At 41.4% G+C, this 21127-nt stretch carries 16 protein-coding genes; 13 read left to right on the top strand and 3 right to left on the bottom strand.

The features are described 5' to 3' along the window. Nucleotides 1-7 precede the first annotated feature (7 nt). The 4 genes from BSAG_RS04490 (at nucleotide 8) to BSAG_RS04505 (ending at nucleotide 5908) form a co-directional block, all read left to right on the top strand. Entirely contained in the window at nucleotides 8-1690 is a 1683-nt protein-coding gene (locus tag BSAG_RS04490; RefSeq protein ID WP_004314326.1) for a polysaccharide lyase, read from the top strand. Between the two features lie 30 nt (nucleotides 1691-1720). Then, the gene (locus tag BSAG_RS04495) at nucleotides 1721-4846 is read left to right on the top strand and encodes a DUF6298 domain-containing protein (protein WP_004314327.1); all 3126 of its coding nucleotides are present in this window, start codon (nucleotides 1721-1723) and stop codon (nucleotides 4844-4846) included. 176 nt (nucleotides 4847-5022) lie between these two features. Then, nucleotides 5023-5574, top strand: a complete 552-nt coding sequence (locus BSAG_RS04500; RefSeq protein ID WP_004296026.1) for an RNA polymerase sigma factor — start codon at nucleotides 5023-5025, stop codon at nucleotides 5572-5574. 82 nt (nucleotides 5575-5656) lie between these two features. Continuing rightward, the gene (locus BSAG_RS04505; RefSeq protein WP_004309749.1) at nucleotides 5657-5908 is read left to right on the top strand and encodes a hypothetical protein; all 252 of its coding nucleotides are present in this window, start codon (nucleotides 5657-5659) and stop codon (nucleotides 5906-5908) included. Nucleotides 5909-6026: 118 nt separating this feature from the next. Here the strand turns inward: BSAG_RS04505 and BSAG_RS04510 are convergent, their stop codons facing one another. After that, a complete protein-coding gene (locus BSAG_RS04510; protein ID WP_004314328.1) occupies nucleotides 6027-7280 on the bottom strand; it encodes an MFS transporter in 1254 nt (417 codons plus the stop codon). A gap of 77 nt (nucleotides 7281-7357) precedes the next feature. Here BSAG_RS04510 and BSAG_RS04515 point away from each other — a divergent pair, with 77 nt between their 5' ends. From BSAG_RS04515 to BSAG_RS04525, 3 genes are read left to right on the top strand one after another with little or no spacing between them, the layout of a single operon-like run. Further along, entirely contained in the window at nucleotides 7358-8125 is a 768-nt protein-coding gene (locus BSAG_RS04515; protein ID WP_004296023.1) for a threonine/serine exporter family protein, read from the top strand. Nucleotide 8126: 1 nt separating this feature from the next. Beyond that, entirely contained in the window at nucleotides 8127-8612 is a 486-nt protein-coding gene (locus BSAG_RS04520) for a threonine/serine exporter family protein (RefSeq protein WP_004309747.1), read from the top strand. 11 nt (nucleotides 8613-8623) lie between these two features. Further along, entirely contained in the window at nucleotides 8624-9352 is a 729-nt protein-coding gene (locus BSAG_RS04525; RefSeq protein ID WP_004309746.1) for a DUF6064 family protein, read from the top strand. Between the two features lie 149 nt (nucleotides 9353-9501). On the opposite strand, the gene BSAG_RS04530 is transcribed toward BSAG_RS04525, so the two are convergent. Beyond that, nucleotides 9502-10311, bottom strand: coding sequence for an SDR family oxidoreductase (locus tag BSAG_RS04530; RefSeq protein WP_004314329.1), 810 nt, complete (start codon nucleotides 10309-10311; stop codon nucleotides 9502-9504). A 37-nt stretch (nucleotides 10312-10348) separates the two neighbouring features. Beyond that, nucleotides 10349-10969, bottom strand: coding sequence for an HAD family hydrolase (locus BSAG_RS04535; RefSeq protein ID WP_004314330.1), 621 nt, complete (start codon nucleotides 10967-10969; stop codon nucleotides 10349-10351). A gap of 253 nt (nucleotides 10970-11222) precedes the next feature. Between BSAG_RS04535 and BSAG_RS04540 the strand changes: the two genes are divergently transcribed. From BSAG_RS04540 to BSAG_RS04565, 6 genes are all read left to right on the top strand, one after another. Next, nucleotides 11223-12326, top strand: a complete 1104-nt coding sequence (locus BSAG_RS04540; RefSeq protein ID WP_008019568.1) for a tetratricopeptide repeat protein — start codon at nucleotides 11223-11225, stop codon at nucleotides 12324-12326. An 879-nt stretch (nucleotides 12327-13205) separates the two neighbouring features. Next, on the top strand, nucleotides 13206-16340 hold the full coding sequence (locus tag BSAG_RS04545) for a DUF2723 domain-containing protein (protein WP_004314332.1): 3135 nt from the start codon (nucleotides 13206-13208) through the stop codon (nucleotides 16338-16340). A gap of 11 nt (nucleotides 16341-16351) precedes the next feature. Continuing rightward, the gene (locus BSAG_RS04550; protein ID WP_004314333.1) at nucleotides 16352-16597 is read left to right on the top strand and encodes a DUF3098 domain-containing protein; all 246 of its coding nucleotides are present in this window, start codon (nucleotides 16352-16354) and stop codon (nucleotides 16595-16597) included. A gap of 100 nt (nucleotides 16598-16697) precedes the next feature. Further along, complete coding sequence (locus BSAG_RS04555; RefSeq protein WP_004314334.1) at nucleotides 16698-17249, top strand: RNA polymerase sigma-70 factor; 552 nt, start codon at nucleotides 16698-16700, stop codon at nucleotides 17247-17249. Between the two features lie 98 nt (nucleotides 17250-17347). Continuing rightward, complete coding sequence (locus BSAG_RS04560; protein WP_004314335.1) at nucleotides 17348-18322, top strand: FecR family protein; 975 nt, start codon at nucleotides 17348-17350, stop codon at nucleotides 18320-18322. A 125-nt stretch (nucleotides 18323-18447) separates the two neighbouring features. Next, nucleotides 18448-21072, top strand: coding sequence for a carboxypeptidase regulatory-like domain-containing protein (locus BSAG_RS04565; protein WP_004314336.1), 2625 nt, complete (start codon nucleotides 18448-18450; stop codon nucleotides 21070-21072). Nucleotides 21073-21127: the final 55 nt, after the last annotated feature.

The following is a 21127-nucleotide window of genomic DNA, read 5'->3' as shown; positions in this document are numbered from 1 at the left end:
CGAAAGAATGAACAACATTAAGAAAGTATTATCAGCGTGGATGCTGGTTGCCTGTGTACTACCTGTGGCAGCCCAGTATCCTGTAATTCCGGACTCGGTAAAAGCAAGAGGAGCAAAACAAGAAGCGGAGTTTGAACGGAAATCGGATGCGGCATGGGAAAAAGCTTTGCCGACAGTGTTAGAAGAAGCAAAGAAAGGTCGTCCCTATAAGCCTTGGGCCTCCAAACCCGAAGATTTGATAAAAAGTAATATCCCGGCTTTCCCCGGCGCGGAAGGCGGAGGTATGTATACCCCCGGTGGTCGTGGCGGTAAAGTGATCGTAGTCACTTCGCTGGAAGATTCCGGTCCCGGAACATTACGCGAAGCCTGCGAAACGGGAGGTGCACGTATTATTGTATTCAATGTAGCGGGAGTGATTCGGTTGAAAAGCCCGATTAGCGTACGTGCCCCTTATGTAACAATTGCCGGACAAACAGCTCCCGGAGATGGTATCTGCGTCACCGGACAATCTTTCCTGATCGATACACACGATGTCGTGATTCGCCACATGCGCTTCCGCCGCGGTGCGCAGGACGTAGCTTTCCGTGATGATGCAGTAGGAGGGAATGCGGTTGGAAATATCATGATTGACCATTGCTCCGCCAGTTGGGGATTGGATGAAAATATGTCTATCTACCGTCATGTATACAACAGAGGAGCAGATGGACACGGGCTGAAACTTCCGACGGTAAACATTACCATCCAGAATTCTATTTTTTCTGAAGCATTGGATACCTACAATCATGCTTTCGGTGCAACCATCGGTGGGCATAACAGTATGTTCTGCCGTAATCTCTTTGCTTCCAACATCAGCCGGAATAGTTCGGTAGGTATGGACGGCGATTTTAACTTCGTCAATAATGTTGTTTTCAACTGGTGGAACCGTTCCGTAGACGGAGGCGATCACAACAGTTTCTACAATATGATAAACAACTATTTCAAACCCGGTCCGATCACTCCGATAGGTAAACCGATTTCTTATCGTATTCTCAAACCGGAAGCGGGACGTGACAAAAACAGACCGCTTTCATTCGGAAAAGCATACGTAAACGGAAATATTATCCATGGCAATGCTAAAGTTACAAAAGATAACTGGGACGGAGGCGTACAACTTAAAGAAGAGGTGGACGCCGCAAAGTTTTTGCCGCTAATTAAATCGGACGAGGCTTTCAAAATGCCACCGGTAACTGTAATGGATACCAAAAAAGCTTATACCTTTGTATTAGATAATGTAGGAGCTAATTTTCCAAAACGTGACGCAGTAGATGCACGTGTCATTAAAACCGTACAAACAGGAAAGGCCATTTATGCGAAAGATGCACCGGAGTTTGTCTCTCCTTACGTGAAGAGACGGTTACCGGCTGATTCTTACAAGCAAGGTATCATCACAGATATTCGTCAGGTAGGCGGACTGCCCGAATATAAAGGTGAAGCGGTAGTAGACTCGGACGGCGACGGTATGCCGGATGCTTGGGAAATTGCCAACGGATTGAATCCGAACGACCCGGCTGACGCAAACATGGACTGCAACGGTGACGGATATACCAATATTGAAAAATACATCAATGGTATAGACACCAGAAAGAAAGTGGACTGGACAGACTTGAAGAACAATTACGATACATTGTCTAAACGGAAAAGTCTGTTGTAACCGGATGAAAAGAGATTAAAGTTTATTGTAATGAAAATACAAGTAAGAACGATCCTTTTAGGATTATTGAGCATTGGGTTTGTGCAAAGTTATGCGCAAACCTTTGCTTTACAGGTTAAGAATGACCAGATCACTTACCTGAATGATGATCGGGGAAACCGGATTCTCGATTTCTCTACATGCGGATATAAATCCTCCGAACAGGATATTCCTTCTGTCCGTAATGTGGTATTTGTACCCTGGAAAGCCGGAGATAATACTGCGCGTATTCAACGTGCCATTGATTATGTAGCTTCGCTGACTCCTGACGCTTCCGGTTTTCGGGGAGCCGTATTACTCGATCAGGGAGAGTTTTCCCTGTCCGGCAGTATTCGTATCTCCGCATCCGGAATTGTATTGCGGGGTACGGATAAAGAAAAAACAATACTGCTGAAAAAGGGCGTGGACAGAGGTGCGCTTATCTACATGGAAGGAATGGATGACCTGAATGTACAAGACACATTGAAGGTGCTTTCCCACTATGTTCCGGTAAACGCGAGAACATTGGAAGTCGCTTCGGGTGTTTCTCTGAAAAAAGGAGACCGTGTCATGGTTACCCGTCCTTCCGGCAAAGAATGGATTGCCTCTTTGGGTTGTGATATTTTTGGAGGAGGTATCAGTGCTTTGGGATGGAAAGAAGGTGACATGGATCTGACTTGGGACAGAACAGTCTGCGAAGTAAACGGCAACCAAGTAACACTGGATGCTCCGCTGACCGTAGCTTTGGATGCCAACTATGGAACTTCTTCCCTGTTGACTTATCAATGGAACGGACGTATTCACGATTGTGGCGTAGAAAATATGACACTGATTTCTGATTACGACAAGCGTTATCCTAAAGACGAGGATCATTGCTGGACAGGTATTTCCATTGAGGATGCGGAAAACTGTTGGGTGAGACTGGTTAATTTCAAGCATTTTGCAGGAAGTGCTGTAATTGTTCAGCGTACAGGTTCCAAAATTACCGTTGAAGACTGTATCTCGAAAGAACCCGTTTCAGAAATCGGAGGGATGCGTCGTTGCACTTTCCATACGCTGGGACAACAAACTTTATTTCAACGCTGCTATTCGGAACAGGGTATTCATGACTTTGCTGCCGGATATTGCGCAGCCGGTCCCAATGCTTTTGTACAATGTGATTCGTATGAATCTTTGGGATTCAGCGGTTCTATTGATGCCTGGGCGTGCGGACTGTTGTTTGACGTAGTAAATATCGACGGTCATAACCTGACTTTCAAGAATTTGGGACAAGATAAAAACGGAGCCGGTTGGAATACGGCAAACAGTTTGTTTTGGCAATGTACCGCAGCGGAAATCGAATGTTATGCCCCGGCAAAAGATGCGATGAACCGTGCATACGGTTGTTGGGCACAATTCTCCGGTGACGGTGAATGGGCACAATCCAACAATCATGTACAACCTCGTAGTATTTTTTATGCTCAATTGGGAGAACGGTTAAACAAAGAATGTGCAGAACGTGCACGTATTCTGCCCAGAAATACAAGTGCAACCAGTAGTCCTACAGTGGAAGTAGCTATGGAACTCGCTAAAGAAGCATATAATCCACGGTTGACGTTGGAACATTGGATAGGTGATAATAAGTTTGCTCCTTCAGTGGCATCAACCGGAGTAAAATCAATTGATGACATTAAAGAGAAAAAGAGCGCTGCACTTGCAAATTCTTCTTCTTATTCTGCTGCTGCTAAATTATTAACCCAACCGGAAGTAACTGTAACCAATGGACGTATTCAGATGGACGGAGCTCTATTGGTTGGAGGTAGTCATACCACCCCTTGGTGGAACGGAAAGCTCAAAACCAATTATCTGAAAAAGGCAAGTCCGGCCATCACCCGCTTTGTGCCGGGACGCGAGGGATTGGGATTAACCGACCGCATTGATTCTGTAGTCGACTTTATGAAACAGAAAAACATTCTTGTTTTCGATCAGAATTACGGTCTTTGGTACGATCGTCGCCGGGATGACCACGAACGGGTTCGCCGTCGGGATGGTGATGTATGGGGACCTTTCTATGAACAGCCATTCGGTCGTAGCGGTCAGGGAACAGCATGGGAAGGATTGAGCAAATATGATTTGAAACGCCCTAATGCATGGTACTGGAGCCGCTTAAAAGAATTTGCAGAAAAAGGAAATAAGGACGGACTGCTGTTGTTCCATGAAAACTATTTCCAGCACAATATATTGGAAGCCGGTGCTCATTGGGTAGATTCTCCATGGAGAAGCAGCAATAACATCAATCAGACCGGATTTCCTGAACCGGCTCCATTTGCCGGAGACAAACGAATCTTTGTGGCGGATATGTTCTATGACATTACTCATCCTGTCCGTCGTGAACTGCACAGACAATATATCCGCCAATGCCTGAATAACTTCGCAGACAATTCGAATGTTATTCAGTTGACAAGCGCCGAATTTACAGGCCCGTTGCACTTCGTACAATTTTGGTTGGACGTGATAGCTGAATGGGAAACTGAAACCGGGAAGAAAGCGAAAGTGGCATTGAGTACAACGAAAGACGTACAGGATGCAATCCTTGCAGATCCTAAACGCGCTGCCGTAGTAGATATTATTGATATCCGGTATTGGCATTATAAGACGGACGGAATCTTTGCGCCGGAAGGTGGAAAGAATATGGCGCCACGTCAGCACATGCGTAAGATGAAAGTGGGAAAGGTGACTTTCACAGAAGCATATAAAGCTGTCAATGAGTATCGTCAGAAATTTCCTCAAAAGGCAGTGACATTCTACGCACAGAATTATCCGGCTATGGGATGGGCTGTATTCATGGCAGGAGGTTCATGTCCTGTAATTCCGTGCACAGATAAAGCGTTCCTGAAGGATGCAGCAGCCATGGAAGTGGAAGAAACAAATACGGATGAGTACAAGAAAATGGTAAAATCTGATATTGGAAGTATCATTTATTCCAAGTCCGGAACAGAAATTCCTGTTCAATTATCGTCCGGAAAGTATGTATTAAAGTACATTCATCCTGCTTCCGGAAAGATTGAAACGATAAATAAATCACTGAAAATAAATGGCTTATACAATCTAAAGGTGCCAGATAAGAAAGAAGGCATTTATTGGTTCCATAAGTTATAAAGCAAAGAATCCCGTTGAAGACCATTCAGCGGGATTTTTGCTTTTTATTGGTAATTTCTAGTAAAAGAGTGTTATAAAACATGATACTTGTTTTTTCAATCCACAAACCAGATTTTACCCAAAGTTGCGGTCGATACTGCTTAGTTTTGCAACATCAAATCAATCGAATTAATGCTATGATGGAACAGACTAATCATTCAACCGACACTTTGCTCGCTTCTTTTCAAGCGGGAAACATGGCAGCTTTTTCACAGCTGTATAACTTGCACATCAACGTCCTTTTTAATTACGGATTGAAGTTGACCATTGATAAAGAGTTACTGAAAGATTGTATTCATGACATCTTCGTGAAACTCTATACAAAGAAAGATGAATTAGGAACAATCGATAATTTGAGATCTTATTTATTCATCTCCTTAAAGAATAAGTTGTGTGATGAACTTCGCAGACGTATGTATATGTCTGATACAGCAGTAGAAGAAGTTAGCATATCCACTCCTACAGATGTAGAAGATGATTATATGGAAGAAGAGCAACGCAAGAATGAATTTTCATTGGTTAGACGTCTGCTGGATCAATTATCTCCCCGCCAACGCGAAGCGCTTACATTATATTATATAGAAGAAAAGAAATACGAGGATATCTGCGAGATTATGAATATGAATTATCAGTCTGTACGCAACCTGATGCATCGCGGATTGACAAAGTTGCGTAGTCTGGCAAGTTAATTTTAGTAAAAAGGTAAATGGGTTGAGTACATAGACAGGATAACGCCGTCCTACTTATGTAAACGCTTAAAAAGGATGCGATATGTGCTCAAAGGTAATGGATTTTTTGACGGATGATGATTTTATCAACTATGTGCTGGGGGTAACTCCGCAATCAGCTTCCCAATGGGAAACTTATTTCAGAGAGCACCCGGAAGAGATGGCAGATGCAGAAGAAGCTAAAGCTGTATTATTGGCTCCGGCAAATGTAGACTGTGGCTTCTCAATAGTTGAAAATAACGAATTGAAAGATAGGATTATTAGTAGTATAAAAGATTTTTCGGGTATTTTGTAGATAGGTTAGTATAGTTAAGATAAAGTAGTTAGGTTAGTTAAGGCATTAAAAGATTGACGCGGCCTTTCACAGGAGGTTTAATTTTAAACACTGTGAAAGGCTGCGTTTTTTATTTGTTCTATTCAGGTTTATCGCCGGATTCCTGAATATCGAAAGCACTACTGAAACTGACAATTAATACGATGCATCCGCCCAATATGCCGATAATCATATAAGCGATACGGATATCGAACGCCTGCGAGATGGCACCGATAAGCAGGGGAGCAATCAACGAACCTATAAAACTGATACTTGACAGAATGGTAAGTGCAATACTGACCGGTGTTTTTGATTTGGCTCCCACGAAGCTGTACAAAGTAGGCACAATGCAGGATATTCCCAAGCCGACCAGCATGAAACCTAAAGAATTGATGATTACTTTCATGGCCATAGATTCGAAAACTCCTCCTAACAGGGCAGAAACAAAAAAGCCGATACAGATAAAGCTGCCCGCCAGTTGCAGGACTTTCTTCTTTCCCCAAAGCTGATAAGCATAGTTAGTCAGGAAACGGCCCGTTGCCATCATAATCATAAATACAAGAAAACCGATTTGCAATGACTTAGGTACGTGAACCACTGATTCGAAATAAACGGCACTCCAGTCGAACATTGCGCTTTCTACAATCAGCGCGAACAGTCCGACAAGTCCTAACTGCAAAAGCAACATTTCCGGTTTTTGAAATAACAGGCGAAAGCCATTGGGAGCTTTGGCTGTATTTCTTTCCTTCATCTTTGTATCAGAAACTTCCGCTTCCTGCGGTGCGCTCTCCTGCAAATATTTCCGTCCGGAAAGTGCAATTATAAGGATGATTATAAATATCAGTGTATAATGCCAGATAGGGGAGACTCCGGCCAAAATCATCACGAAGCCGATAAGTGCTCCTGCACATGCCCCCAGACTCCATCCTCCATGAAAAGTGGCCATAATGGTTTTACCATAGATACGTTCCACCTCAATGCCTTGTGTATTGAATGATATATCACACAAATTCCAGCACACCCCGAAGCAGAAGAGCAGAAAGCCTAAAAGATAGACCTCATGAGCCAGCCCGATGCAAAGCAGAGATGAAGCGTATCCCAGGATACTGACCTGTACCATGCTCCGACTTCCTAACTTCGAAACAAGATAACCAGCCAAGGGGATCGCGACAAATTTTCCGACAGGGATCATAAATAAAATCAGTCCCCAGTAGAAAGCATAATTTGCGGCAAAAACGTCTTTAAAATCAGGGATTCGGCTAGCCCAACTTGCCATACAAAGTCCTTGGGCAAAGAAAAAAGTCAATATGGCAAAACGTATTCTCTCTTTAGGATGCGTAAATTGGTTATTCATGCATTTTTTATTTTTAATCGCGGCAAAGGTATCTATTTTTTTTGTACTTTTGCGCCCGATTTAAAAATATCATATTCATGAAGACAGGCGAATCTTTATTATCCATAGGTAAATTTATTGCAGAATATTCAGCCCATTTAATGGGGGCCGGAGTACACACCTCGCGGGTGGTACGCAACACAAAGCGTATTGGAGAGGCTTTCGGACTAGATGTCAAATTAAGCGTATTTCATAGAAACATCATTCTGACCATTATAGACAAAGAAACAAACGAGGCTTGTAACGAGGTTATAGACATTCCTGCACACCCGATCAGTTTTGAACATAATTCAGAGTTAAGCGCATTAAGCTGGGAAGCAGTAGACAATCATTTGTCATTGGAAGAATTGAAAGACAAATACAAGAAGATTATTTCTGCTCCGCGGATACATCCGCTTTTCGTTTTACTACTGGTAGGATTTGCCAATGCGTCTTTCTGCAAATTGTTCGGCGGTGATTTAATTTCGATGGGAATTGTGTTCTCGGCTACCATTACAGGATTCTACCTGAAACAACAAATGCAGGCGAAAAAGATCAATCATTATGTTGTATTTATAGTCTCGGCTTTTGTTGCTTCCCTGTGTGCTTCCACCGCGCTGATTTTCGACACAACTTCGGAGATTGCCATGGCAACCAGCGTGCTTTATCTTGTGCCTGGGGTGCCTTTGATTAATGGCGTGATTGATGTGGTAGAGGGATATGTATTAACAGGATTTGCCCGTCTGACAGAGGCTTCTTTGTTGATTGTCAGCATCGCTATCGGACTTTCCTTCACATTATTAATGGTAAAAAACAGTTTAATTTGATATGATAGCACTTGACATTCTTACGGATGGATTTTTTGCAGCAATAGCAGGTATAGGATTTGGTGCGATTTCCGATCCTCCTTTGCGTGCATTCAAAATGATTGCCATACTGGCAGCACTGGGACACGCCTGTCGTTTTTGTTTGATGACCTATTTAGGCGTGGATATTGCCACAGGTTCGTTGTTTGCCGGATTAGTCATCGGCTTCGGTAGTTTGTGGTTAGGGAAAAAAGTATATTGCCCGATGACGGTATTGTACATTCCGGCGTTACTTCCCATGATTCCGGGAAAGTTTGCATACAACATGGTATTTTCACTTATCATGTGTCTGCAAAATGTGAATGATCCGGATAAGCTGGACAAGTTTATGTCGATGTTCTTCTCTAATACTCTGATAGCAAGCACAGTGATTTTCATGTTGGCGGTAGGAGCTACGTTCCCGATGTTCCTGTTCCCACATAGAGCCTTTTCATTAACAAGACACTAAAACGAACTTTTATGGAGATTTTTTGGAGAACAATTGCATATTATAATTCAGCTACTTGGCTGTTACAGATAGTTATCATTCTGATTGGTATTGCATTGACCGGATTGCTTATCGGCAGACCACGTCCGTGGGTGAAAATGGCGATGAAGTTCTATATGATAGGTCTGTATACGTGGATTTCTCTGGTCTACTATTATATCTACTGTGAAGAGCGTAGCTATAATGGGGTGATGGCTATGTTTTGGGGTGTGATGGCTATCATTTGGATATGGGATACGATTACGGGATATACTACCTTCGAACGTACCCACAAATATGATCTACTGTCTTATGTCCTGTTGGCAATGCCTTTTATATATCCTTTGGTTTCATTGGCACGCGGACTTTCATTCCCGGAAATGACTTCTCCGGTCATGCCTTGTTCGGTAGTTGTGTTTACCATCGGATTGTTATTGCTGTTTGCGCAAAAGGTCAATATGTTTTTGGTATTGTTCCTTTGCCACTGGTCGCTGATCGGATTATCCAAAACTTATTTCTTTCAGATTCCGGAAGATTTCTTGTTGGCAAGTGCCACGATCCCCGGCCTGTATCTTTTCTTTAGGGAGTATTTCCTGAATAATCTGCATGCCGACACCAAGCCGAAAGCAAAATATATCAATTGGCTGTTGATAAGCGTTTGCGTCGGACTGGCCGTGTTGCTGACTACTACCATGTTTTTGGAATTGGTTCCGAAAGGTTAATCCGGAAACATAGAAGATATTCAAATCAAAAAAGAGGCCGTTCAAAAAAGCCTTGATTTTACAAAATCGTCCTTACTACGATAGGTTGTAGTAAGGACGATTTTTCTTTTAGAAACTTTGGGAACAGTTTCTTTTATATATCGTATCGTTTACTTAATTGCGTAGAATATCCGTAAGGCACACTGCATCACTGCATCAGGCAACCATTTTTTGCTCTTCGCAAACAACACCTGTATCCATGGACCTACTTTCGTCCGAAAAGGAGGATTGGTACGTTCCACTATCTTACAGATGGCAGCACCCAACTTCTGCGGATGGCATCCATTACGTTCCTCTTTTTCTATAATCTCCAATGATTTCAGAAAACTTTCTCCGTAATCAGCATCCAGTCTTGTCTGTTCGGAGATATTCCGGTTATCAGTAAATCCGGTGTTGAAATCTCCCGGTTCTACTACACAAACCTTTATATGGAACGGATGAACCTCTAAAGCCAATGCTTCGCTATATCCCTCCACTGCAAATTTCGAAGCAGAATAAAATCCCTGATAGGGGATTCCCATTACACCACCGATAGAGCTGATATTGATAATCTTGCCCTTTCGCGCCTTTCTCATAGATGGCAAAACTGCTTTACACATATTCACTACACCGAAGAAGTTTGTATTCATTTGTATATTCACTTCTTCTTCAGTAGCAAGTTCTAATGCGCCGCCGATACCTATTCCGGCATTATTAATCAATACATCAATCCGTCCTTGCTCCAATAGAATCCGCTCTACGGCCTGACAAACGGAAAAGGAATTGGTAACATCGACAACAAGCATCTTTACTTGATTCATGTCTTCGGAAGGTTTCCGGCTTGTTCCATAAACGATGTGCCCTCGTTCCGATAACATTTGAGCGGTAATCTTGCCGAATCCGGAAGATGCTCCGGTAATAAGTATGACTTGTGGTTGCATATTTCTTATTTGCGGTATGGTACTAACTGCTCAATTATCATTTCTCCAAGATAGCAGTCATTTCTTCCCGCCAATCTTCACCATTCTTCGGCTGGAACGTTTCAAATCCGAGTTCCTTGCCTATATGGATATTTGAAGCGCCGTCATCAACAAATAAAGTTTCGGAAGGAATGATATTACAATCATTCACCATAAATTCGAAAATTTCGGGTGCAGGTTTTGTATGACCGACCTGATAAGACAAATATAGTTTGTCACAATAATCATTCAACGGCTTTTTCTTCGATGAGAAATCGGGGCTGCATGCCCACGACATAACAAAAGGATTGGTATTACTTAAAATATACACATGATAGGACTTTCTCAATTCCAATATATAATCGAGCTTATTTAGATTTACTTCGTTGAAAAAGCCCAGCCATGCCTGTTTGGTTTCCTCCATCGTCAATGGACGGCCACATAAATCCCCCAGTTGTTTCCGAAACTCATCCGCACTTAGCTTTCCTTCTTCCAGTTCTTGAAAGATGCCGGTCTGGTGATATTTATCCAGCCGGGTATCAGCATCTGCCAGTCCTAGTTTGATAAATGCCTGAACCGCTTTGTCACGATCAATATCTACAATCACTCCTCCAAAATCAAATACAATGTTTTTAATCATGATATATAATTTTCTTGTTTGCTACAAAGATACGGCTTATCTTCTTAATTAATAGCCCGCATCGGCTTGATATTTGTCAAAAAAACATAGTGACGCTATCCTGTCAGGATAGTGACGCCATTTAGCAAGGATAGTGTCACTATAAGAACAGGATAGCGTCACTATATTTTGTGTAACTTATAGAAGCATAAATGCCGATTATTTTTTATATTTGCAAATCCAATCAATCCTTTGCAAAGACAAAAATAGAGTTATGAATAATCTTCGAATTTTATTGTATATGATGCTCCTTTCACTAGCTGCCTGCCATCCGGAAGGGACGAGCGTGAAGCAAGGGCTGGACAAGGCTGCGCAACTGATGGAGCAGGACCCTGATACAGCATCCATTATTCTTGAGACTATTCAGTCAAGCCAAATGAATGAGGCTCAACTGGCAGAGTATAATTTATTGTGTACCCAGCTCAACGAGGATAAAAACATTCCTCATTCCTCTGATAAGCAGATTAGGCAGGCGGCATCTTATTATGAGAAACACGGTGATGAATATCAAAAATCTAAAGCATATTATTATCTTGCTTGTGTAGAAAGTGATTTGGAACAGAAAGAGAATGCAGAGATCCACTTTAAGGAGGCAATCAAACTTGCCAAAGAAACAGAGGAATACGATCATCTGGCAAAAATATGCAAACGATGTAGTCTTTATTATCAGAAATACGGTAACTTTGATGAAGCACTGGAAATGGAAAGAAAGGCATACGCCAGTCAGTTGATATTAAATGATAACAAAAGTGATTCTTCGGTCATTCTGTCTTCTGCTTTAGGTATGTTTGGTGTGATGTCTTTGTTGCTTGGACTACTCTGGAAGAAAAACCGACACGCACTTTCCCAACTGGATCTTTTCAAAGAGGAAATACTGAAGAAAGATGTCGAGTCGGATAAACTGATGTTGCGGTGTAATCATCTCGAAGAGAAGTATCAGTCTCTTCAACTACATATCTATGAAAGTTCTCCGGTTGTCTCAAAAGTACGGCAGTTTAAGGAACGGAATGTTTTGTCTTCTAAAATCCCTTCTTTCTCCGAGAAAGACTGGACAGAGTTGCTGCGACTTCAAGAAAATGTCTATGGACTTGTTTCTAAATTGAAAGAGATAAGTCCAAAACTCACGGAAGAAGATTTAAGGGTATGTGCTTTTCTACGGGAAGGAGTTCAACCGGCTTATTTTGCTGATTTAATGAAACTTACTACCGAAACACTAACACGAAGAATTTCCAGAATAAAAACGGAGAAACTGATGCTGATAAACTCGAAAGAATCATTGGAAGATATTGTTAAGTCATTGGGGGCTTCACCACTTTAACGGAGAAATTTATTTCAGTGCAGAAATGAATGAAAGTTTTGTCTACTATAAAGTTGAAAAAACATAAAACATCTGCCACCTGCAACGAAAAGCGTGTAATACACTAGTTGACAAATAGTTGGAGCGTTGCAGATACCTGTGGCAGATAGGTTGCAGATACTTTATCTGCAACACGTTATATAATCAAAGAAAAAGCCTTGATTCCTTTATGCAAAGCTATGGGATAATTGGGATGGCTCTATGGATAATTTGTAGTGTCTCTACAGAGAAACGACAGTATCCTTACGTAGAAACTGTAGTGTCCTGCCTTAGAAATTGTCGTTTCCTGCCGTGGAAACTATAGTTTCTAATGCAGGAAACGACAATTCCCCGCTTGGATACAGGAAGTTATGTATTCAAATAAACTTTTGCGCTCCTAGAGAATTAGCTTATGTAAAGTTTATACTGTGTTGCAGATAAAGTATCTGCAACCTATCTGCCGCAGGTATCTGCAACGTTCCAACTATTTATCAACTAGCACATTACACGCTTTTCGTTGCAGGTGGCAGATGTTTTTACGTTTTTCAACTTTATAGTAGAGGATTACGCATCACAATTATGCTCAAAACTGTAAGTAATGAATAAAATTCACCTCTGTGCCCTCTGTGTCCTCTGTGGTGAAAACCCGTACAGAAATAAGCTAAAATTGAAGAAACAATGAAATTACAGAATAAATAATTTTCCCCTATATATATGCTGTCTGCTTTTGTCTGTATTTAGACTTCTATTAAGTCTGAATATCAATAAATTACGGAATCATTTTGTCCGTATCTGTCCGGCAAAAAACACTTATCATATATGCATGTTCTGTAACTTTGCAAACAAAAAAATGACAGAACAATGAGTTACTTATTATTTAAAAGAGGAAACGATTTAGGAGGTTGGATTGTCTTTCTGATAGCAGCTTTTGTGTATGGAATGACTATTGAACCTACCGCAAGTTTTTGGGATTGTCCCGAATTTATTTCATGTGCCGAAAAGCTACAAGTTGGTCATCCACCGGGAGCACCTTTCTATATGCTTGTCGGGAATCTATTCACCCAGTTTGCGTCCGATGCTTCGCAGGTATCGCGCATGGTCAACTTTTTAAATGCACTGTTAAGTGCAGGGTGTATTTTGTTTCTTTTTTGGAGTATTACCCGATTGGTGCGAAGCATACTTACGGATGATGCACGGAAGCTATCAACGACCGACGTAATTATCATTTTAGGAGCAGGGTTTGTAGGAGCTTTGGCTTACACCTTCAGCGATACATTCTGGTTCAGTGCGGTAGAGGGTGAAGTATATGCCTTCTCTTCCTTCCTCACAGCTTTGGTTTTTTGGATGATTCTTCGCTGGCAGGACGAAGCAGATTCAATATCCGGCGACCGCTGGATTATCCTGATAGCCTATATTATAGGACTTTCCATCGGAGTACACCTGCTCAATCTGCTTTGTATTCCTGCTATTGTATTGGTGTTCTATTACCGGAAATACCAAGCTGTATCACTTAAGGGAGTGATCGGAACGATTGCGCTGTCCGGTCTTCTTATTGTATTGATTCTCTTTGTTTATATACCCGGAATGGCTGATATGGGAGGATGGTTCGAGCTATTCTTCGTCAATGTATTAGGATTTCCTTTCCAAACAGGATTAATCATTTTTCTGACTTTAGTCCTGTCTTTGTTGATAGGAGCCATCTACCGATTCAGAAAACGCATAGTACATACCGGTTTATGGTGCCTACTCATGCTCACCATAGGATATACCACTTATGCGGTCATATTGATTCGTGCCAATGCCAATACACCGCTTAATGAAAATGCACCGGATCATATTTTCACGCTCAAAAGCTACCTGAATCGCGAACAGTATGAAAGTGCCCCTTTACTTTACGGAAGAACATACGCTTCCGAACCGGAGTATGTGCCCGATAGAGACTATTACAAAGTAAAAACGAAAAAAGGTAGTGCCATATATCGACAAGATAAAGAAGAAGGCAAGTATAAAATTATCGGCTATAAAGAAAATGTGTGCTACACTCAAAATATGTTGTTTCCGCGAATGTGGAATGATCGTTTGGCTGCTTCTTATAAAGGATGGTCGGGAAGCACGAATGATGTACCCACACAAAAAGAGAACCTGACTTATTTCATTACATACCAACTCAACTATATGTATGTACGTTATTTCCTATGGAATTTTGTCGGACGGCAGAATGATATTCAAGGAAGCGGTGAACCGGAACACGGCAACTGGATTACCGGAATTTCCTGGCTTGACAATCTGCGCTTGGGGGATCAGAAGCTTTTACCGGAATCTTTGCAGCAGAATAAAGGCCACAATGTTTTCTATGGCTTGCCGTTATTATTAGGACTACTTGGTATCTATTGGCAATGGGCACGTGGGAAGAAAGGCAAGCAACAATTCAGTGTCTTGTTTTTCCTTTTCTTTATGACCGGATTGGCGATTGTGCTCTATCTGAATCAGACTCCCGGACAACCTCGCGAACGGGATTATGCGTATGCAGGTTCGTTCTATGCCTTCGCTATCTGGATCGGGATGGGAGCTGCCGGATGCTGTGACATGCTTCGTCGGAAGCACTTTAAAGTCCTCCCGGTCAGCTTACTCATGCTGCTTTGCCTGCTCATCCCCGTACAAATGGCGAGCCAGACTTGGGACGATCACGACCGGAGCAATCGGTATACCTGCCGTGACTTTGGGGCTAATTATCTAATGACGCTTCCCGATACAGGAAACCCGATCATATTCTGTAACGGAGACAATGATACGTTCCCTTTGTGGTATAATCAGGACACGGAAGAGGTTCGCAGAGATGCACGCATCTGCAACTTAAGTTATGCGCAAACCGACTGGTATATTTATCAGCAACAATGTCCTCTATACAATGCTCCCGGACTACCGATCAGCTGGAAACAAAATCAATATCAAGAGGGAAAGAACGAATATGTAGCCATTCGTCCGGAGTTGAAGAAACAAATAGAAGAATTGTATCAAAAGCATCCCGAAGAAGCCCGTGACAGTTTTGGAGATGATCCGTATGAGATAAAGAACATCTTGAAACATTGGGTATTTGCAGAGAAGCAGGAATTTCATGTGATACCTACCGATACAATAAACATTCACATCGATAAGGATGCAGTGCTTCGTTCGGGAATGATGCTACCTAAAGCCATTCGTCATTTAAAAGGAGAAGAATTGAAAAATGCGATACCGGATAAACTATCTATTTCTCTGAAAGATATACGTCTGCTGACTAAAGTAGATTTGCTCATACTCGAAATATTGGCTAACTGCAACTGGGAACGTCCGTTATACATGGCTATCTCGGTGGGAAATGCCACTAAATTGAAGTTTGATGATTACTTTGTCCAGGAAGGATTGGCATTCCGGTTTACCCCGTTTAATTATAAAAAATGGGGAGACGCGGAAGGGGACAATGGATATGCAATAGATACGGAGAAATTCTACGAGAATGTGATGAACAGATATAAATATGGAGGATTAGATACTCCCGGACTTTATCTGGACGAAACGACTATGCGCATCTGCTACTCCCACCGAAGACTCTTTGCCCAACTGGCTAAAGAACTGGTGAAACAAGGAGATAATGCCCGTGCCCAAAAAGTATTAGCGTATGCCGAACAAGCTATTCCGGCGTATAATGTACCTCAAGTATACGAAAGTGGTTCGTATGAGATAGCCACAGCTTATGCCTCCATAGGAGAAAGCGGGAAAGCGATCACTTTATTGAATGATCTGATAGCAGAATCGAGAGATTATATCGACTGGGCTTTCTCGCTGGGAGATAGCCGGATAGCGATGGTTCAACGAGATTGCCTGTATAAGTTCTGGCAGTGGAATCAGTGTAATGAATTACTGAAAGATATGGATAAAGAGAGGTATAAACAGAGTAATCAGCAGTTTGAAGAGAAATACATGCGACTCGCTCAACTAATGAATTATCAAAACTAAACTCAAGAAAGATGAAAACGAAAATAGTAAAAGAGAAAGAACTGGAAACTGTATTAAGCAAAAAAAATTACATCATTTTAATAATCGGTTCGATATTGATTATCGCAGGATATATATTGATGAGCGGCGAGGGGAGTACCCTTGCCGCCTATCATCCCGATATATTTAGCGAAACACGCATACGCATTGCACCTTTAGTCTGTTTGTTAGGCTATCTGCTGAATGTATTTGGTATTCTTTACCGGCCATTAAAATAAAATAAATCCTCCTAATATCATTAATATTTCAAAAAAGAGCATTCATATAAGATAAATTATTGTTTCTTTTGTCCTAATGAAATGAAAGTTGGGAAATAGTATGAGTAATAACATTGATATAAAAACGCTGGAGGCCTTTCAGGATGGGAATCACAAGGCCTTTGAGACTATTTTTATAGCATACTACAACAAAACCAAAACATTCATTGACGGATATATAAAATCGGAGCCCGATGCGGAAGAGCTGACAGAGGATTTATTTGTCAATCTTTGGATCAATCGTCATTCCATTGATACATCCAAATCATTCCATTCTTATTTGCACACCATTGCCAGAAATGCAGCCATCAACTTCCTGAAACATAAATATGTGTGCGATGCCTATCTGAACAACAACCAAGATACAGAATATAGCTCTACTTCTGAAGAAGACCTTATTGCCAAGGAGCTGGAAATGCTGATTGACAAACTTGTCGGGGGAATGCCTGAACAACGGAGAATGATTTATACATTGAGCCGTAACGAAGGACTATCCAATGCCGAAATTGCCGAACGCCTGAATACTACCAAAAGAAATGTTGAAAGCCAGTTAAGCCTTGCTTTGAAAGAAATACGGAAGGTGATTTCATGTTTTTTGGTATCATTGTTATAGGATCATTTTCGTCCTCATCCTGCTTTTTTCAAAAAAATATTCATTTTCTTATTGAGCTTTTTGCCACCAAACTGTATATATAGTAAAGTGCAGCAAAAATGAAGAAAAGTAATATCAGTAAAATCATCAAAATGTTCCTCTCCGCCCGTTTTCCATCCGAAACGGAAGAGAAAGTGCAGAAGTGGATCATCAAAGATAAAAATCAGCAGGCGAAAGCTAAGGCTTCACTGGATTTTTGGAATGAATTGGACGTAGAAGCCGATTCGAATACTTATGCTTCATTGGAACGGGTAAATTTAAGAACGGGATATAATAAGGAGCATCTCACCAACATAGTTTCTTATCAGAAATTTGCCCGTATTGCCGCCGTTATTATTCCTTTGTTTTTATTTGCAGGAGGAATGTTCTACTATCTTTCTCCCCACAACGAAATGATAGAAGTATCCGTTGCCTACGGAGAACAGAAACACCTGATCTTACCAGACAGTTCGGAAGTATGGTTGAACGCGGGAAGTACCATTTTATATCCGGAAACTTTTGCCAAAGATAAACGCTTGGTAATGCTTGACGGCGAAGCTTATTTCTCTGTCAAAAAAGATACCGCAAGTCCTTTTATTGTAGAAGCATCCCAACTTTCGGTGAAAGTGCTCGGAACCAGATTCAACGTGAAAGCCTATCCTAATGATGAGAAAATAACTACTACATTGACTAGCGGTAAGGTGGAAGTGAGCGTTCAGTCCCAACCTCCCCATATACTAAAGCCCAATGAGCAGCTTACATACGACAAAAAATCATCAGACATCCATATATCAATGATAGATACCAATGATACCAACTGCTGGATAGTGGGAAAACTAGTCTTTACCAATGCCAGTGCCGGAGAAATATTCCGAACCTTGGAAAGGCACTACAACACCACGATTGATAATACAGCAACTATCCCCACATCGAAACGATATACAGTCAAGTTTCTAAAAGATGAAAGCCTGGATGAAATACTGAATATATTGAAAGATATAATCGGCTTTGATTATCAGCAGTATGAAAAAAAAATAGTAGTAACCCAACCATAAAAAAGAAACAGCCTATGAATAAAAAGAACCGGGAAGTAGCTTGAGACCCTCTTCCCAGTTCTGAAATGTCTACCCTCATTCAACAAGTGACGTAAAATGAAGTATCAACATACAAATATAGAATAATGAATCGAATAAATACGAAGAAAAGAGCAGGTAAGCTCGCCATTTTTTTATTTTTTACTTTTCTCTCTCTTACAACTGTTGCACAGAATAAAGAAAAAAAGATTACCATACAAAATAAAAAGATCTCATTAAAAGAGGCTTTTGCACAAATAGAGACACAAACCGGATATAGCATCGCTTATGAACAATCGAAGCTGGATATCGAAAAGAAGCACTCTTTATCTCTCAAAAATGCAACTGTCGACAAAGCCATGACCCAACTATTGAAAGGAACGGGATATGCATATAAGATAAAAGGATATCATATTATTATCTCTTTGCAGGATAACAAGCAAAAGCCCGCCAACAATGATACACAAAAACTGACTCAAACCATAAGAGGAATTGTTGTTGATTCCAAAACCAATACGCCGATAGAATATGCCTCCGTCTGTATAACAGAAGATCCCTCGCGGGGAGGTTCGACTGACGAACGGGGAAATTTCCGGATTAATAATGTCCCGGTAGGGCGTTATAATATTCAGGCAACTTTTATGGGGTATCGCTCAAGTATCATCACCGAAGTATCTGTCACTTCTTCCAAAGAAGTATTTGTAGAGATTCCGATGGATGAAAATGTACAGGATTTGGCCGAGGTGCTTGTCAAACCGGAAATAAAAAAAGACCGGACTGTCAACCCGATGGCCATCACAGGAGGACGTATGATTAGTATCGAAGAAGCGTCACGATTTGCCAATGGCTTTGACGACCCTGCACGGTTGAGTTCTGCATTTGCAGGAGTAGCGGGAGATGTCGGTACCAATGCGGTTGCCATCCGGGGAAACGCTCCACAATTTACCCAATGGAGACTAGAGGGAATTGAAATACCTAATCCTACCCATTTTGCTGATTTATCAGGTTTGGGCGGAGGATTCCTGTCCGGTTTGAGTACGCAAGTCATCGGCAACTCCGATTTCTACAACGGAGCTTTCCCTGCGGAATACAGCAATGCCTTATCAGGAGTTTTCGATATGCATCTGCGAAATGGCAATAATCAGAAGTACGAACACGCTTTTCAAGTCGGACTCATGGGGATAGATTTGGCTTCGGAAGGCCCTATCAATAAAAAGCGGGGAAGTTCCTACCTGATTAATTACCGTTTTTCCACTACCTCGCTGGCGTCGGGCAATGACATCAACCTGAAATATCAGGATTTAGCCTTTAAACTGAATTTCCCCACACGTAAAGCCGGAACCTTTTCAATCTGGGGATTAGGATTGATCGACAGGAACAAGGCAGAGGTTTTGGATCGTTCCGAATGGGAAACGATGGGAGACCGGTCGTCGGGATCTAACAAACTGGATAAACTGGCAGGCGGGCTAACTCATAAATATGTAATTAATGAAAATACCTATATCCGTTCTTCTCTATCTGCAACCTATTCGAAAGATCATTCATTAGTCAACTTACAGACTGACGATGGAACCATTGTCCAAGTGGGAGATATTCAAAACAGCAGATGGAATTTTGTATTCAATTCTTATCTGAACAAGAAATTCAGTTCGAGGCACACCAATAGAACGGGGATTACCATTACGGAACTTAAATATGATCTTGATTATAAGGTCAGTCCTTATTTTGGATTAAACCAACCCATGGAGCAGCTTTCGAAAGGTAGTGGAGAAAGTACAGTTTTTTCGGCGTATAGCAGTTCCGTAATCAACTTGAGCAATAACCTGACAACCAGTTTGGGAGTTACCGGACAATACTTTACTTTAAACAAGAACTGGTCGATAGAACCGAGAGTCGCACTCAAATGGGAAATAAATCCTGCACATTCTTTAGCGGTAGCTTACGGTTTGCACAGCCATAGGGAAAGGCTCGATTATTATTTTGTCGAACAGGTAATCAATGGTAAAAAGGAATCAAACCGATACCTGGATTTTTCTAAGGCACATCATTTCGGATTTACTTATGACTGGAATATTAATCAAAGTCTCCATCTGAAAATAGAACCCTATTATCAATACCTGTTCCACATACCGGTGGAAAAGAATTCTTCCTTTTCGATTATTAATTACGAAGAATTCTATTTAGACCGGATCCTGACAAGCACCGGAACAGCGAAAAACTATGGAATAGATATAACATTGGAGCAGTATATGAAAAATGGCTTCTACTATATGATTACAGGTTCATTATTCAAGTCGAAGTATAGGGGAGGAGACCGTATCTGGCGAAATACAAGACTGGACAAAAGTTATTTAGTGAACTTGCTCGCCGGAAAAGAATGGATGGTCGGCAGACTCAAACAAAATGTATTAAGTATAAACGGACGCCTGTTTTTTCAGGGAGGGGGACGCTACACTCCTGTGGATGAAGAAAAAAGCCAGGAAGAACGCGACATCGTTTTTGACGAAAGCAAGGCATATACCAAACGTTTCAATCCTTCCATTAATGGTGATGTCTCTATCAGCTTCCGGATCAATAAGAAAAGAGTGTCTCACGAGTTCTCTCTAAAGATACTGAATGTAGGTATGCGCACCGGAATGCATTTCTATGAATACAATGAAAGAACAAGCGTAGTAGAAGAAAAAGACGGATCGGGATTGATTCCGAACATCAGCTACAAAATTTATTTCTAAAGCACTGAATAAGAAAAGGTTTGTTCACACAATAGACTGACACCCAACAGACAAC

It is taken from the genome of Bacteroides sp. D1 (assembly GCF_000157095.2).
Classification (GTDB): Bacteria; Bacteroidota; Bacteroidia; order Bacteroidales; family Bacteroidaceae; genus Bacteroides; species Bacteroides xylanisolvens.
The sequence above is the reverse complement of the archived record's forward strand: the minus strand, read 5'-3'. Positions and strand labels throughout refer to the sequence as shown.